This is a genomic window from Azospirillum sp. SYSU D00513 (genome assembly GCF_017356015.1).
GTDB lineage: Bacteria > Pseudomonadota > Alphaproteobacteria > Azospirillales > Azospirillaceae > Azospirillum.
On the sequence record NZ_JAFIQV010000027.1, the window covers coordinates 1 to 13,651 of the forward strand.

Below are 13,651 nucleotides of genomic sequence, written 5' to 3' on the forward strand. Positions count from 1 at the left end.
TTTCTCGTCTTGAACCGTGCCGAGAAAGACTGGAAGATGTCAGCCCGCGAATGGACGGCCGCCAAGGCACAGATGGCCATCATGTTCGGCGAGCGCTTCACAAAGGCGATGAGCGCCTGAAACTGAAACCGCCCCTGCCGAGCACGAAATTCCGGACACTCCCCATCCCCGGCCGCCACCGCATCACGGTCGGAGCCGACAAGGCCTACGACACCAAGGATTTCGTGGCAGACATGCGCGCCCTCGGCGCAGCCCCGCATGTCGCCCAGAACACCCGCAATCGCCGCTCGGCCATCGACGGCCGGACCACCCGCCACCCCGGCTACCAAGTCAGCCTGCGCATCCGCAAACGGATCGAAGAGGTCTTCGGCTGGATCAAGGGAGCCGGTTTGCGCAAGACGCGCCATCGCGGCACGGCTCGCGTCGGCTGGGTCTTCACGCTGACCGCCACCGCCTACAACCTGATCCGCCTGCCCAAGCTGCTGGCCGCCGCGTAAAGTACGCCCGGAGTCCGCCTGAATGGCGGCTCCGGAGCTTCGGAGCGAGGCAAAAGACCTCCATCTCGACCAAAACGGGTGTGGAAGACGCCATTTTCAAGCCTCAGCGAAGGCAAGAGCGCTGCACAGGCTCGTTTTTCCGCGTCCTGTTAATAGCTCGCTTCTGGTATGTTATTCGCAGAAACTTGGAGGATTCTTATGAGTGATGGGCGAGGGGACGCACAGGTTCAGAGTGCAGCGCGGGCGCTTTTCAACGGGTGTGCGCCGGAGCGGAAGACGGAGCTCGACGACCTTTGGGAACGGTTTGCGCCGGAATTCCAAGTCCATGAGGACAACCATCCCAATGGCCCGTTCCTCTTCGACGCTGGCGCTTACAAATACGTTCGGTTCAACAACCGGGCGATGAGGCTAATTTGGCTGGGTGCCTTCATCGCGTGGGAGGCATTCAGCGCCACCCCCGAGACTCAGCAGACCGCACCAGACTGGACGCGGCTGAAGGCTATGCTCTCCACCTTCAACGGCATCCTAGCCGCTGTCGATCCCGAGACTGTCCCCTATCCGAGTGGTGTGCCTTTGCCGGGTGTCTATCTGGACGGCAAGGCTAATCCCGAGGAACGGGCGGTGGGCGAATTGGCCACGATCGCCAGCGGCTGGGCGCTGCTTCATGAGTTCCGCCACATTCAGAACCAGCAAAGCGGAACTGCCGCCGCTTTGGATGATGAAGCCGGGGTCAGAGCGGAGGAACTGGACTGCGACTCCTTCGCCACGACCTTCCTGACAAAGTGCATCGGCGACTACGCCGCCTCCAGTGGCTACCCGGCTGACAAGGTCCGCTGTAAACGCCAGCTCGCAATCTACATCAGCCTGTTCAACATTGCTCTTCTGACCAATGGACATTGGGAGCAGAGCGCCACTCATCCGGCGCTCCGTGATCGAATTGACGCCGTCAAGGCGATCTTCGGCGCCGACCGACAAGCTGAGGCAGAGCACGTGGCTGAGCTTGCCTTCCAAGCACTCGGTTGCATCTTACCGGGCGCGCCTCACTTCTAGAATTTCCCAATACTGAGCACGCCAAGCTAGAATACCCTTGCTTATCCGCAATTTCCTGTCTCAACAGCCGCAGTCCGGTTGCACAAACGCCGGTGCGGGTTTTTGCGGATAAGTCACGTTCAATGTCCTGGCTCATCGACAGAATTCAAAAGTTCGCTGATGGCTCACAGGAGGCGGTCGCGGCGGCTTACATAGGTTTTCTGTTCCGTTGCTACTCAGACCCCGCGTTCGGCGCTATCGCCCAGCATCAGCGTTGCGGGTCCGATCTGGACGGTAGTCAATTTGTCTTCTCTAATGTGTGGTTGCGACTGAGCGGGAAACGGGGAAATCCCGTTCAGTTTGGCGGGTGTCAAAAACGAGCGTTTACGGGCAAGGGGGCGCCCCGACCAGATCGCACTCCATGCGATCGAGCTGGCGGCGCAGGTCGTTGATCTTGTCGCGGACGGCTTCGCCATCGGCGCCGGGCTTCAGGCGGGCGATGCGCGTTTTCGCCTCGTCTATCGCCTTCCAGTCTGGCCATTCGCTGTTCAGCCCGAGGACGCCAGCGAGCGCGGCCCAGGTGTTCCGCGTGAGTTTCGCGTGATAGGCCAAGTTCTGGATCGTCTTGCACATCCCATAGCCGCTGGCGTCCTGCTCACGCCGGCCGGTCAGGGCCACCAGCTTGTCGGCCACTTTCGCGCGCCACGTCCGCATATTCGAATAGGTCGGCGACGTCCTGCCCGATCCGGCGCGCGACAACATCACGGGCGTGCCAGCGGGAGGCCTTGCGCGGCTCCGCCTGCCGAAACCGCTCCGCCCTGCCGACGCCGTCGAACAGCAGCTTCTGCCAGGCGGCGAGGGGGAGATTTTCGACCGGCCTCAAGGTCGGGGACTTGACCATCCGCCAGCCGTTCGGCCCGCGCGTCATCAGGCCGCACCCATGGGGCAGGTCCTGCTTGCCGATCAGGCCGACCGGCACTGCGAAGATCACGGCCGACGCGAAGGGTAGATAGCTCTGCCACTTCCCAGCGGTGACGTCGGCGCGAAAGTCCGCCACGCTGATTTTGCACTCATAGGCGAGGGGGCAGAAACGGCTGTAGGTGGTCGGGATGGTGTAGACGTCGGGCCGCACGGAGCCGGACGGCCCAAGCTGCATGTCGGTGAAGGTCAGCCGGTTTGTGCCGCCCACATGGGCCGCCAAGTCGTTGGCCAGATCATCGTGTTTCCATTCGACGCGGGAGAGGAGGTCGGTCATGACAAAGCCCAAAGGGAATAAGGGAGCCCTTTCGAGACCAAGCGTCAAGCAACAACGGAGTTCACCCTCGCCTGAAGGGTCTGTAATGGCTAATTCGTGAACGTAGCCTTATCCACAACTGTCTCGGGACCTCGTCTCATGCCGCTGACCATCAGAAGCGCCGTGCCGGAAGACGAGCCCGGCGTCGTCGAGTTGTGGCGCGCCTGCGGTCTGGTCGCGAGCTACAACGATCCCGCCGCCGACTTCCGCTTCGCGAAGGCCGGTGCCTGCTCCGACGTGCTGGTCGGTGAGGATGAGGCCGGCCGCATCAGCGGCAGCGTGATGGTCGGGCATGACGGCCACCGGGGCTGGCTCTACTACGTCGCCTCCGCTCCTCATGCCCGTGGCAACGGGATCGGCCGGCACATGGTGCAGGCCGCGGAGGAGTGGCTGCGGCAAAGGGGCGTGGTCAAAGCCCAACTATTGGTCCGGGAGACCAACACCAAGGTGGTCTCCTTCTACGAACAGCTTGGGTTCGAGGTGGCGCCGCGCGTGGTCATGGGCAAATGGCTGGATAAGCCGGAGTAGGCCCACGGTCCACCCGTGGCTGGCAAGGCGGCAGGAGCTGTTGATGGCCGGTACGCTGCACATGGGAGCATAGGCGATGCGGAGCATGACGGAGATCCTGTTTTGGCAACGCACGGACATGCCGGGCATGGAACGGCTCGTGCTCACGGTCTCCACGGACGCGGTGCTCGCGGGCTCGACCGTGATCTGCATGGAGGCGGGCGGCTTCAGGCTCGATCACCGGTGGCGGCTTACTCCGGACTGGCGGGTCCTGTCGTTGAGCGTGGACCGATGGCGGCTGGACGGGCATGAGCGCCTCCAGCTCGAGCGCAGGGATGGCGGCTGGTGTGTCGATGGCATGAGGCGGAGCGACCTTGATGGAGCGGAAGAACCGGACCTCTCCGTCACCCCCTTCTGCAACAGCTTCCCGATCCGCCGGACGCCCCAACGCGCGGGGGAGAGCCTCACGCTCGACACCTGCTTCGTGGACGGAGCGGCGATGACTGTGGCGCGGTCCCGTCAGCGATACGACCGTTTGGGTCCCGATCGCCTGCGCTATGTCGATCTCGGGCTGTCCGCTGGCTTCGAAGCCGATCTCGAGGTTGATGGGCGCGGCTTGATCCTTCGCTACCAGCATCTGTTCGAACGGATAGCGGGCGCCTGAACAGGGTGATGAGCCGGCGCGTCCTACCCCTCGGACCGCCCCGTGCCCTCACGGTCGCGCTCGTACCGTATCGCGAGCGGAAATTGCGGCAGCCAGGATTCGCGGCGGATGGTCCAGCACTCGTAGGTCGGCGTCAGCTGGTCCGGGGCGTCCAGGGAGCCCAGGTTCACTTCCACCTCATCGGCGAAGCGCGCGAAGACGGACGAGCCGCAACGGGGACAGAAGAACCGCCCGGCATGGTCGCGGGTCTCGCCCCCCACCGTCACCGCATCCGCAGGGAAAATCGCGGCGGCGTAGAACAGCGCCCCATGGTGCTTGCGGCAGTCGAGGCAGTGGCAAAGGCCGACCCGGTAGGGGCGCCCCGTCGCCACGATCCGAACATTGCCGCACAGGCAACCGCCCGTGAACCGGTCCATGCCGCGTCTCCCCAGCAATCAGGCAGGCGGAATGTCTACAACGATCCCCGCCGGGCGTCCATGAACGCGGCGCCGGCCCACCAGCCGGATCGTCTTCCCCCGGATTCCCACCAACCCACCGCCCGTTCATCGTATGATCACGCGGGCCGCCCATGGTCCCAAAATCGGAGGAAACCGTACGATGCGCGTCATGGTTCTGGTGAAGGCGACGAAGGACAGCGAAGCGGGCATCCTGCCCTCGGCCGACCTGCTCGAAGCCATGGGGAAATTCAACGAGGAGCTGGCCGCGGCCGGCATCCTCCTGGCCGGCGAGGGGCTGAAGCCGTCGGCCCACGGCAAGCGGGTGGCCTTCGACGGCGCGGGCCGCACGGTCATCGACGGCCCCTTCGCCGCGACCGGCGAGCTGGTCGCCGGCTTCTGGCTGTGGCAGGTCAAGGACATGGCCGAGGCGGTGGACTGGGTGAAGCGCTGCCCCAACCCGATGCCCGGCCCCAGCGAGATCGAGATCCGCCCCCTGTACGAGGCCGCCGATTTCGGCGACGCCCTGACGCCGGAGGCCGCCGAACGGGAAGACCGCCTCCGCGAAGGGTTGGCCGGCCGCTGAGGCGTCGCGGCCGGCGCCCGGCCCGGCAAAACCCTCAGGCCCCCTTCGCCGCCGCCTCGCCGCGGCCCGCCGCCGAAAGGACCAGCGCCGCCACCGCCAGCGCGAGCGGCGCGAAGGACACCCACAGGACCCGGTCCCACCCATAGGCCGTCAGCAGCCCCCCGGACGCGAAGGAGCCCAGCGCCATCGTCCCGAACACGATGAAGTCGTTCAGCGACTGCACCCGCGTCCGCTCCTCCGGGCGGTGGCACTCCAGCACCATGGCCGAGGCGCCCAGGAAGCCGAAGTTCCAGCCGAGCCCCAGCAGGATCAGGCTCACCCAGAAATGCGCGACATCCACCCCGGCCAGCCCGGCGGCGGAGGCGGCGGCGATCAGCGCCAGCCCGGCGGCCACCATGCGGGGCGCGCCGAACCGCGCGATCAGCCCTCCCGTGAAGAAGCTCGGCGCGTACATCGCGATCACGTGCCATTGCAGGCCGAGGTTGGAGGATTCCTGCGACAGGCCGCACAGCCGCATCGCCAGCGGCGCCGCCGTCATGATGAAGTTCATCAGCAGGTAGGACACGACCCCGCAGACCACGGCGGTGACGAAACGGGGCTGGCGCGCGATGACGCCGAGCGGCCGGTCCCCGGCGATCTCCTGCGCCGTCGGCATGGGCAGCCGCACGCCGACCAGCACCAGCGCCGACAGCAGCGCCACGCCGGCCTGCGCCAGGTAGGTGGCCGCGAACAGGTAGGGCGCCCACAGATCCATCGTGTGGGTGACGAGCTGCGGGCCGATGACCCCGGCGAACACCCCGCCCGCCATCACGGCGGACATGGCTCGCGGGCGCCGCTCCGGCGGCGCGCAGTCGGCGGCGGCGAAGCGGAAGGACAGGACCACGGCGGCATAGGCCCCGCCGAACACCATCGCCGCGCAGAACAGCGCGAAGGACCCCAGCACCACCGCGAGCGCCGACAGCAGCCCGACCAGCACGCCGCATCCCGTTCCCGCCAGGAAGGCGGCGCGGCGGCCGTGATGCCGGGCGATGGCGCCGGCCGGCAGGGTGCAGACCGCCATGCCCACCACGAAGATCGAGATCGGCAGCGTCGCCAGCGCCGGGCTGGGCGCCAGCGTGTTGCCGACGATGGCGCCCGTCGCGTAGACGACCACCGCGTTGGCGCCGGCCAGCGCCTGCGCGACGGTCAGCCGCACCACGTTGCCCATCTCATGCCCATAGGGGCTCGCGGGCGCGGCGCCGCCTGCGGGGCTGGTTTCGGCTTGGGACATGGGTTCCTCGGGCTGTGCGTTGGCCGGCGGGCGGTTGTTCCAGCAGTAATGGCCGCGCATCATGAACGGAAATGGTTTGTTCTCATGGATGAATGAACGGGAGTCATGGATGCTCGACCGCCAGCTTCTCGCGATCCTCCGCGAGGTGGACCGCCTGGGCAGCGTCACCGCCGCCGCCGCCCGGCTGAACCTCAGCCAGTCGGCGCTGAGCCACACGGTGCGCAAGTTCGAGGAGCGCCAGGGCGTCGCGGTCTGGACGAAGAAGGGGCGCGGCCTGCGCTTCACCCAGGCGGGCGCGCATCTGCTGGCGCTGGCGCAACGCGTGCTGCCGCAGATCGAACACGCCGAGCGGGTCCTGGCCGATTTCGCCTCGGGCCGGCGCGGCGCCCTGCGGGTGGGGATGGAATGCCACCCCTGCCAGAAATGGCTGATGCGCCGGACCGCCCTCTACCTCGCGCGCTGGCCGGACGTGGACCTGGAGGTCCGCACCGCCTTCCGCTTCGACGGCATCGCCGCCCTGCTGGAGGACGAGATCGACCTGCTGATCACCCCCGATCCGGTGGAATCGCACGAGGTCCTGTTCACGCCCGTCTTCGATTACGAACTGATCTTGGTGGTGCACGAGGCCCACCCGCTGGCCGCGCGCGGCGTGGCGCAGCCGCGGGACCTGCTGGACGAGGAACTGATCACCGTCCCGGTCGGGCTGGAACGGCTCGACGTCTACACCCGCTTCCTCCTTCCCGCCCACTGCCGGCCGCGCCGCCACCGCACGGCGGAGACGGTGGACCTGATGCTGCAACTCGCCGCCGCCGGGCGCGGCGTCACCGTCCTGCCGGACTGGCTGGTGCGGGAGGAGGGGGCCGACCTTCCCCTCCGGACCGTGCGGCTGGGTCCCGATGGCATCGGCAAGAGCATCCACCTCGGCGTCCGCCGCGGCGAGGAAGCGGTGGACTACATCGCGGGTTTCCTGGCGCTGGCGCGGGAAACGGGACGGTAGCGGCGCCCAATCGCCCGCCCGCCTCGCGCACGGTCTTCCCCCGGACGCCAGGATGATCTAATCCCCTCATGTTGCGGGACTGGCACCCGGATTCGCCACCGGCACGCCCCGCAGGGCATCAGCCCCCAGCATCATCCACCAGGGATCAGGATCACCGTGCCGACGACACTGACGGATCTTCTTTCGGCCCAGGGCGCCATGCTCGCCGGCTTCATCGAGGCGCACGCGGACTGGGCCGAGGCCATCGTCTTCCTGGTGGCCTTCGCGGAAGGGCTGACGCTGGTCGGGCTCGTGATCCCGGGCATCGTCGTGCTGACCGCCGCCGGCGGGCTGGCGGCCGCGGGCGTGCTCGATTTCTGGACGATCCTCCTCGCGATCACGGCGGGCGCCATCCTCGGCGACGCCGCCTCCTACTGGCTGGGCCGCCGATACGGCGAGCGGCTGTTCCAGCTCTGGCCCTTCAGCCGCCGGCCGGGCCTGCGCGGCCGGGGCGAGGCCTTCTTCGAGAAGCACGGCGGCAAGAGCGTGTTCCTGGCGCGCTTCCTCGGCCCCCTGCGCGCCGTGGTGCCGACGACCGCTGGCATGATGGGCATGCCCCACCGGCAGTTCCAGGTCTTCAACGTCCTGTCCGCCGTGATCTGGGCGCCTTTGCTGATGTCGCCGGGCCATGTCGCCTGGAACGAGTTCGGCAAGGGCGGCGCCGGCGACCGGGCGGTGCCGTCGGCCCCCAGCGGCGGCGGGGAACCGGCGGCACCCCGCACTTGCGTCCTCGCCCCGCCCGTGGAAGGCGTGCCGCCCGCCCCGGGCTGCTGACCGCCGCGCCGGGTGCGGCGCGCCCAATTCCATCCCTTGCGGGGCGCCTGTAACATGCTCCGCCTCCATGGATGCCCAGCAGGGGAAAACGGCGTGCCTCACGATGTTCCGCTCATCGCCACGGTTTCGATCGCCTTCGGGCTTGCCTTCGCGTGCGGCTTCCTGGCGGACCGGCTGAGGCTGCCGCCCCTCGTCGGCTATCTCGTGGCGGGGATCTTCGTCGGCCCCTTCACCCCCGGATTCGTGGCCGACGGCGGGCTCGCCGGCCAGCTCGCCGAGATGGGCGTCATTCTCCTGATGTTCGGCGTCGGGCTGCACTTCTCGGCGTCGGACCTGCTGGCGGTGAAGGGCATCGCCATCCCCGGCGCGGTGGGGCAGATCCTGCTCGCCACCCTGCTGGGCGCCGGCCTCGCCGTTTCCTGGGGGTGGAGCGTCGGCGCCGGCATCGTGCTGGGGCTCAGCCTGTCGGTGGCGAGCACGGTCGTGCTCCTGAAGGCGCTGGAGGAGCGCAACCTCCTCAACGCCCCGGACGGTCGCGTCGCCATCGGCTGGCTGATCGTCGAGGATCTCGCCATGGTGCTGGCGCTGGTCCTGCTGCCGGCCTTCGCCGAGGCGCTCGGCGGCCACGCGCCCGGCGGCGCCTCCGGCCACGCTCCGGCGGCCGGCGGCCCCATCTGGCTCACCCTGGCGGTCACGCTCGGCAAGGTGGCGGCCTTCGCGGCGGTGGCGGTCCTGCTCGGCCCCAGGGTCGTTCCCTGGCTGCTCGCCAAGGCCGCCCGCACCGGCTCGCGCGAGCTGTTCACCCTGTCGGTGCTCGCCGTGGCGCTCGGCATCGCCTACGGCTCGGCCGTGCTGTTCGGCGTGTCCTTCGCGCTCGGCGCCTTCTTCGCCGGGGTGGTGCTGAGCGAATCCCGTTTCAGCCACAAGGCGGCGGCCGAGTCCCTGCCCTTGCAGGACGCCTTCTCGGTGCTGTTCTTCGTCTCGGTCGGGATGCTGTTCGACCCCTCGATCCTGGTCCGCGAGCCCCTGGCGGTGCTGGCCGTCCTGGCCCTGATCCTGTTCGGCAAGTCCGTGATCGCCTTCGGCATCGTGCTCCTGCTGCGCTACCCGGTGGGCATGGGGCTGACGGTCTCGGCGAGCCTCGCGCAGATCGGCGAATTCTCCTTCATCCTGGCCGGCCTCGGCCTGTCGCTGGGCCTGCTGCCGCCGGAAGGCCGCGACCTCATCCTGGCCGGCGCGCTCCTGTCGATCACCCTCAACCCGCTAGCCTTCCTGGCGGCGGAGCTGATCCGCAAGCGGCTCCAGGCGCGGCGGTCGGGCGATCACGCCCCCTATGGCCGGCAGAATTTCGACAACCTCCAGCGCGGCCTTGCCGACGCCCGCCGGCGCGCCGAGGAGCGCGAGCGGGCGCGCGGCCTGGAAATCCAGGAGCTGGTGGAGACCTTCCCGGTGCTCTCCATGCTGGACCACTACGACCAGGAACGGCTGCTGCTGCTGTTCCAGCCCAGGTCGGCCCCGCCCGGCGAACGGGTGATCCGCCGCGGCGAGCGCGGCAGCGAGATGTTCTTCATCTCGACCGGCGCCGTCGAGGTGGCCGCCGCCGGCCGCGCGATCCGTCTGGAGGCCGGCGCCTTCTTCGGCGAAATGGCCCTGTTGAGCGGCACGCGCCGCAACGCCGACGTGACCGCCATCGACTACTGCCGCTTCCTCGTGCTCGACCGCCGCGACTTCAACCAGTTCACCGCCCAGCACCCCACCCTGCGCGCCGCCTTCATCGACATGGCGCACCAGCGGCAGACGATGAACCAGAAGAACAGCGATCCGGCGGAGGCGGCGCAGGCGTCTTGAGCCGGGGGGCGGAAGCGGTGGCGCGTCCTCGCCCCGCCCGTCAACGGCATCCCGCCCGCTTTGGGCTGCTGGCCGTTGCCGGTGCAGCGCCGATCAGCGGGTGTCGGTCGTCAACTCGCCGACTCCAGTCAGCGTGAATGCCCCCTTGCCCGGCAGCGTCACCCGCAATTCCAGTTCGCCGCCGGCCGCTTCCACGAACCGCCGCAGGGTGGAGAGATACAGGTCCGTGCGCTTCTCGATCTGGTGGACGGTCGGCTGCTTGATGTTCAGGGCTTCGGCAACCTGGCCCTGGGTCAGTTCGGCGATCCGGCGCAACTCGGCGAGGCCATCGATTTCGGCCAGGAACTCCGCCTTGCGCGCCTCGACGGCCGCACGCTCCTCGGGCGTCATTTCGGACAGGATCTGCTCCAACGGGATCGCCATGCTCAGTCCCCTTTCTTGAGGTCGGCAAGATGGTCGTCGTATCGCCGGTCGGCGGTGGCGACGAGCGTCGAATAGAACCGCTTTTCCGACACGCCGCTCTTGTCGCCCGCGACCAGCAGGATGGCGTTGCGCTTCGGATCGAAGGCAAACGCCACGCGCCACACGCCGCCATGCGACCTGAAGCGCAGCTCCTTCATGTTGGCATGCTTCGACCCGTTCAGCGTGTCGACATGCGGCCGGCCGAGGGAAGGGCCGCGCTCGCCGATCACCTTGGCAGCGGCGGCCAAATCGATCCGTATGGCCTGCGGAAGAGCCCTGAACTCGGTCGCAAACGCGGCATGGAAGAGCACGGCGTGCATGAAAGGAAAATAGGGTGGAGCCTATTTTCTAGCAATGGGAAAAAAATAGGGCAGAAGCTATGAGGGCGAGGGTGTGGAGCCGGTCTCAACCATCTCCATTGCCTGAGCATTATTCTGCTAACGTCGCGAACGTTTCCCGCCCCATCGCCCGCGCCAGCATCAGCGGAAAAATCCCCCCCATCCGCAGCAGCGTGACCTCCAGCGACGTCTCCACCGCCGCCTGCGCCGTAAACTCCTGCGTCTCCCCCGACGCCCGCCGGATGGTCACCGGAACCGCCGCGCGCGGCGTCAGGCCCTCCGCCTCCGCCGCGACCTCGATCCGGTCGCCGGGCTTCAGCCCCAGCCGCTCCGGATGGAACTCGGCCGGTAGGCGCAGGGGCAGGATGCCCATGCCGACGAGGTTCGAGCGGTGGATGCGCTCGAACCCCACGGCCAGCACGGCCCGGGCATTCAGCAGCCCGACCCCCTTCGCCGCCCAGTCGCGCGACGATCCCATGCCGTACCGCTCGCCGGCGACGATCACCACGGGGCGCCCCTCCTCGGCGTAGCGCTCCGCCGCCCGCCACAGCGCCATCCGCTCGCCGGTCGGCGCGTGGATGGTCTGGCCGGCGGGAAGGGTGGGGTCCAGCAGGTTGCGGACGGCGCGGTTGGTGAAGAGGCCGCGCAGCATCACCTCCCAGTTCGCCCGGCGCGAGGCATAGACGTTCAGGTCCCCGGGGTCGTCCCCCCGGGCGATCACGTGCCGCCCGGCGTCACTGTCCGGCGGGATCTGCCCGACGGGGGAGATGTGGTCCGTGGTGATGTCGTCGCCCACCACCAGGATCGGGTCGGCGAGGTACCGGCCGAGCCGGCTTTCGGCCGAGGCCGTGGCGAAGGGCGGCCGCCGGATGTAGGTGGAGGCCGGGTCCCAGGGGAAGACCGGCCCCTCCGGCGCCTCCAGCGCCCGCCACTCTTCGCTGGCCTCCGCCGCGTCGAAGGCCGCCGCCACGTCGCCCGCCTCAATCGCCCGGTCCAGCGCCGCGTCGATCTCCGCCCCGCTCGGCCAGACGTCCCGCAGATGCACCGGCCGCCCGTCGGAAGCCCGGCCCAGCGGGTCCGACAGGATGTCCCGGTTCACGTCGCCCGCCAGCGCGTAGGCGACGACCAGGGGAGGGGAGGCGAGGAAGCCCGCGTCCAGCTCCGGGTGGACGCGGCCGGGGAAGTTGCGGTTTCCCGACAGCACGGCGGCCGGCAGGATGCCACGCTCCGCCATCGCCTCGCGGATCGCCGGGGTCAGCGCGCCGGAATTGCCGATGCAGGTCGTGCAGCCGTACCCGACGATGCCGAACCCCTGCGCCTCCAGATCCTCCAGCAGCCCGGCCCGGCGCAGATAGCGTTCCGCCGTCGGCGATCCGGGCGCCAGCGAGGTCTTGGCCCAGGGCGCTGGCCTCAGCCCCAGCCCCCGCGCCTTGCGGGCGAGCAGGCCGGCGGCGACGATCAGCCGCGGATCCGACGTGTTGGTGCAACTCGTGATGGCGGCGATTGCCACCGCCCCGTCCGGCGGCCCGGCGCCGTCCGCCGCGCGCAGCGGGCTGCCCCCGCGCAAGACCGCCAGCGCCTCGGCGGTCCGGTCCGGGGATATCCGGTCCTGCGGGCGGCGCGGCCCGGCCAGGCTCATCCCGACCGCCGACAGGTCGAAGTCGATGGTCTCGCTGTAGCGCGGCCGGGCATCCGCGTCGAACCACAGCCCCTGCCGCCGCGCGTAATCCTCCACCAGCCGGACGCGCGCCGCGTCCCGCCCCGTCCGCTCCAGATAGCGCAGCGTCGCCCCGTCGATGGGGAAATAGCCGCTGGAGGCGCCATACTCCGGCGCCATGTTCGCCACCACCGCCCGCTCCCCGGCAGACAGGGCGGAGACGCCCGGCCCGTGGAATTCCACAAAGCGCCCGGACAGCTCGATGCGCCGCAGCCGCTCAGTCACGGCCAGCGCCAGGTCCGTCGCCAGAACTCCCTCGCGCAAGGCGCCCGTCAGCCGCACTCCGACCACCTCGGGGATGCGCAGCATCACCGGCATGCCGAAGATGACGCTCTCCGCCTCCAGCCCGCCGACGCCCCAGGCCAGCACGCCGATGCCGTTGATCATCGGCGTGTGGCTGTCGGTGCCGATCAGCGTGTCGGGAAAGGCCCACTCCCCGTCCTCTCGGCTCTCCGTCGCCACGACGGTCGCCAGCCGCTCCAGGTTGATCGTGTGCATGATCCCCGTGCCCGGCGGGTGGACGGCCATGCCCTTCAGCGCCGTGGTCGCCCATTTCATGAATCGGTAGCGCTCGGCGTTGCGCCGCAGCTCCGCCGCCATGTTGGCCGCCTGGGCGCCGGGCACCGCGAAGGCGTCCACCGGCAGCGAATGGTCCGTGGACACGTCCACCGGCAGCACCGGGTTCAGCCAGGCCGGATCGGCCCCGGCCTCCGCCAGGGCCGACCGCATCGCCGCGATGTCGGCCAGCGCCGGCCCGCAGGTCGTGTCGTGCATCAGCACCCGGCCGGGGTGGAAGGCGATCTCCCGCTCGCTGGTGCCCGTCTCCACCCAATCGAGGATCGCCGCCCGCGCCGCCTCCCGCCCATCCGCGTCCCGGCGCAGGACATTCTCCAGCAGGATCCGGTGGATCCAGGGCAGGCGGTGCAGCCGGTCGCCGGCCTCGGCCGGCAGGTCGACGATGCTGTACCGGCGGCCGGCGCTCACGATCTCGGAACGGATGAGGGACACGGGGATGCTGCCTCTTCTCGGTGCTGCGCCGGCCCGCCACGGCGGCCGGCGCTTGGGGGCATGTCGGTCAATGCGTTGCACTTTTAACAGCGTGCGTGCAAAACGGCCATTGCTTTTTTGGTGATATGCGTGCAATCGTCGGCGTCAGCCATCACGAAGCGGCGGCGGACACCGGCCCCGGACAAGG

General features: G+C 68.9%; 14 protein-coding genes and 1 pseudogene. 8 read left to right on the plus strand and 7 right to left on the minus strand.

Going from position 1 to position 13,651, the window contains the following annotated elements; genetic code table 11:
• Nucleotides 1-173: 173 nt before the first annotated feature.
• Both JUB11_RS19515 and JUB11_RS19520 read left to right on the plus strand, forming a co-directional pair.
• Nucleotides 174-497 (plus strand): annotated as a pseudogene (locus tag JUB11_RS19515) (transposase); the annotation flags it as partial.
• A 198-nt stretch (nucleotides 498-695) separates the two neighbouring features.
• Nucleotides 696-1,547, plus strand: coding sequence for a phage exclusion protein Lit family protein (locus tag JUB11_RS19520; protein ID WP_207460251.1), 852 nt, complete (start codon nucleotides 696-698; stop codon nucleotides 1,545-1,547).
• Nucleotides 1,548-1,910: 363 nt separating this feature from the next.
• On the opposite strand, the gene JUB11_RS19525 is transcribed toward JUB11_RS19520, so the two are convergent.
• Nucleotides 1,911-2,219: a hypothetical protein gene (locus tag JUB11_RS19525; RefSeq protein WP_207460252.1), complete on the minus strand. Its 309-nt coding sequence runs from the start codon at nucleotides 2,217-2,219 to the stop codon at nucleotides 1,911-1,913.
• A complete protein-coding gene (locus tag JUB11_RS19530; protein WP_207460253.1) occupies nucleotides 2,182-2,781 on the minus strand; it encodes a hypothetical protein in 600 nt (199 codons plus the stop codon). Before JUB11_RS19530 ends, JUB11_RS19525 begins: the two co-directional genes overlap by 38 nt.
• Before the next feature lie 138 nt (nucleotides 2,782-2,919).
• On the opposite strand from JUB11_RS19530, the gene JUB11_RS19535 reads away from it, so the two are divergent.
• The gene (locus JUB11_RS19535; RefSeq protein ID WP_207460254.1) at nucleotides 2,920-3,348 is read left to right on the plus strand and encodes a GNAT family acetyltransferase; all 429 of its coding nucleotides are present in this window, start codon (nucleotides 2,920-2,922) and stop codon (nucleotides 3,346-3,348) included.
• A gap of 85 nt (nucleotides 3,349-3,433) precedes the next feature.
• Nucleotides 3,434-3,991 carry a putative glycolipid-binding domain-containing protein gene (locus tag JUB11_RS19540; protein ID WP_247887172.1) on the plus strand — a complete coding sequence of 186 codons (558 nt, stop codon included), beginning with the start codon at nucleotides 3,434-3,436 and terminating at the stop codon, nucleotides 3,989-3,991.
• A gap of 23 nt (nucleotides 3,992-4,014) precedes the next feature.
• Here the strand turns inward: JUB11_RS19540 and JUB11_RS19545 are convergent, their stop codons facing one another.
• Nucleotides 4,015-4,407, minus strand: coding sequence for a GFA family protein (locus tag JUB11_RS19545; RefSeq protein WP_207460256.1), 393 nt, complete (start codon nucleotides 4,405-4,407; stop codon nucleotides 4,015-4,017).
• A gap of 181 nt (nucleotides 4,408-4,588) precedes the next feature.
• On the opposite strand from JUB11_RS19545, the gene JUB11_RS19550 reads away from it, so the two are divergent.
• Nucleotides 4,589-5,011 (plus strand): YciI family protein, encoded by a 423-nt coding sequence (locus JUB11_RS19550; protein WP_207460257.1) that lies wholly within the window; start codon nucleotides 4,589-4,591, stop codon nucleotides 5,009-5,011.
• A gap of 34 nt (nucleotides 5,012-5,045) precedes the next feature.
• On the opposite strand, the gene JUB11_RS19555 is transcribed toward JUB11_RS19550, so the two are convergent.
• The gene (locus JUB11_RS19555; protein WP_207460258.1) at nucleotides 5,046-6,281 is read right to left on the minus strand and encodes an MFS transporter; all 1,236 of its coding nucleotides are present in this window, start codon (nucleotides 6,279-6,281) and stop codon (nucleotides 5,046-5,048) included.
• Between the two features lie 109 nt (nucleotides 6,282-6,390).
• On the opposite strand from JUB11_RS19555, the gene JUB11_RS19560 reads away from it, so the two are divergent.
• The 3 genes from JUB11_RS19560 to JUB11_RS19570 all read left to right on the plus strand — a co-directional run bounded on the left by JUB11_RS19560 (nucleotide 6,391) and on the right by JUB11_RS19570 (nucleotide 9,939).
• Nucleotides 6,391-7,278, plus strand: a complete 888-nt coding sequence (locus JUB11_RS19560) for a LysR substrate-binding domain-containing protein (RefSeq protein ID WP_247887173.1) — start codon at nucleotides 6,391-6,393, stop codon at nucleotides 7,276-7,278.
• Nucleotides 7,279-7,434: 156 nt separating this feature from the next.
• A complete protein-coding gene (locus tag JUB11_RS19565) occupies nucleotides 7,435-8,091 on the plus strand; it encodes a DedA family protein (protein WP_348771468.1) in 657 nt (218 codons plus the stop codon).
• 93 nt (nucleotides 8,092-8,184) lie between these two features.
• Complete coding sequence (locus tag JUB11_RS19570) at nucleotides 8,185-9,939, plus strand: cation:proton antiporter (RefSeq protein ID WP_207460260.1); 1,755 nt, start codon at nucleotides 8,185-8,187, stop codon at nucleotides 9,937-9,939.
• A 93-nt stretch (nucleotides 9,940-10,032) separates the two neighbouring features.
• Here the strand turns inward: JUB11_RS19570 and JUB11_RS19575 are convergent, their stop codons facing one another.
• The 3 genes from JUB11_RS19575 to acnA all read right to left on the minus strand — a co-directional run bounded on the left by JUB11_RS19575 (nucleotide 10,033) and on the right by acnA (nucleotide 13,464).
• A complete protein-coding gene (locus JUB11_RS19575) occupies nucleotides 10,033-10,362 on the minus strand; it encodes an XRE family transcriptional regulator (RefSeq protein ID WP_247887174.1) in 330 nt (109 codons plus the stop codon).
• Between the two features lie 2 nt (nucleotides 10,363-10,364).
• Nucleotides 10,365-10,721 carry a type II toxin-antitoxin system RelE/ParE family toxin gene (locus tag JUB11_RS19580; RefSeq protein ID WP_207460261.1) on the minus strand — a complete coding sequence of 119 codons (357 nt, stop codon included), beginning with the start codon at nucleotides 10,719-10,721 and terminating at the stop codon, nucleotides 10,365-10,367.
• 109 nt (nucleotides 10,722-10,830) lie between these two features.
• On the minus strand, nucleotides 10,831-13,464 hold the full coding sequence (gene acnA, locus JUB11_RS19585; RefSeq protein ID WP_348771469.1) for an aconitate hydratase AcnA: 2,634 nt from the start codon (nucleotides 13,462-13,464) through the stop codon (nucleotides 10,831-10,833).
• Between the last annotated feature and the right edge of the window lie 187 nt (nucleotides 13,465-13,651).

Coding starts and splice junctions, on each gene's coding strand:
- JUB11_RS19575 (WP_247887174.1), bottom strand. CDS start 10,362: ATGGCGATCCCGTTGGAGCAGATCCTGTCCGAAATGACGCCCGAGGAG.
- JUB11_RS19530 (WP_207460253.1), bottom strand. CDS start 2,781: ATGACCGACCTCCTCTCCCGCGTCGAATGGAAACACGATGATCTGGCC.
- JUB11_RS19520 (WP_207460251.1), top strand. CDS start 696: ATGAGTGATGGGCGAGGGGACGCACAGGTTCAGAGTGCAGCGCGGGCG.
- JUB11_RS19535 (WP_207460254.1), top strand. CDS start 2,920: ATGCCGCTGACCATCAGAAGCGCCGTGCCGGAAGACGAGCCCGGCGTC.
- JUB11_RS19545 (WP_207460256.1), bottom strand. CDS start 4,407: ATGGACCGGTTCACGGGCGGTTGCCTGTGCGGCAATGTTCGGATCGTG.
- JUB11_RS19550 (WP_207460257.1), top strand. CDS start 4,589: ATGCGCGTCATGGTTCTGGTGAAGGCGACGAAGGACAGCGAAGCGGGC.
- JUB11_RS19540 (WP_247887172.1), top strand. CDS start 3,434: ATGACGGAGATCCTGTTTTGGCAACGCACGGACATGCCGGGCATGGAA.
- JUB11_RS19560 (WP_247887173.1), top strand. CDS start 6,391: ATGCTCGACCGCCAGCTTCTCGCGATCCTCCGCGAGGTGGACCGCCTG.
- JUB11_RS19555 (WP_207460258.1), bottom strand. CDS start 6,281: ATGTCCCAAGCCGAAACCAGCCCCGCAGGCGGCGCCGCGCCCGCGAGC.
- JUB11_RS19580 (WP_207460261.1), bottom strand. CDS start 10,721: ATGCACGCCGTGCTCTTCCATGCCGCGTTTGCGACCGAGTTCAGGGCT.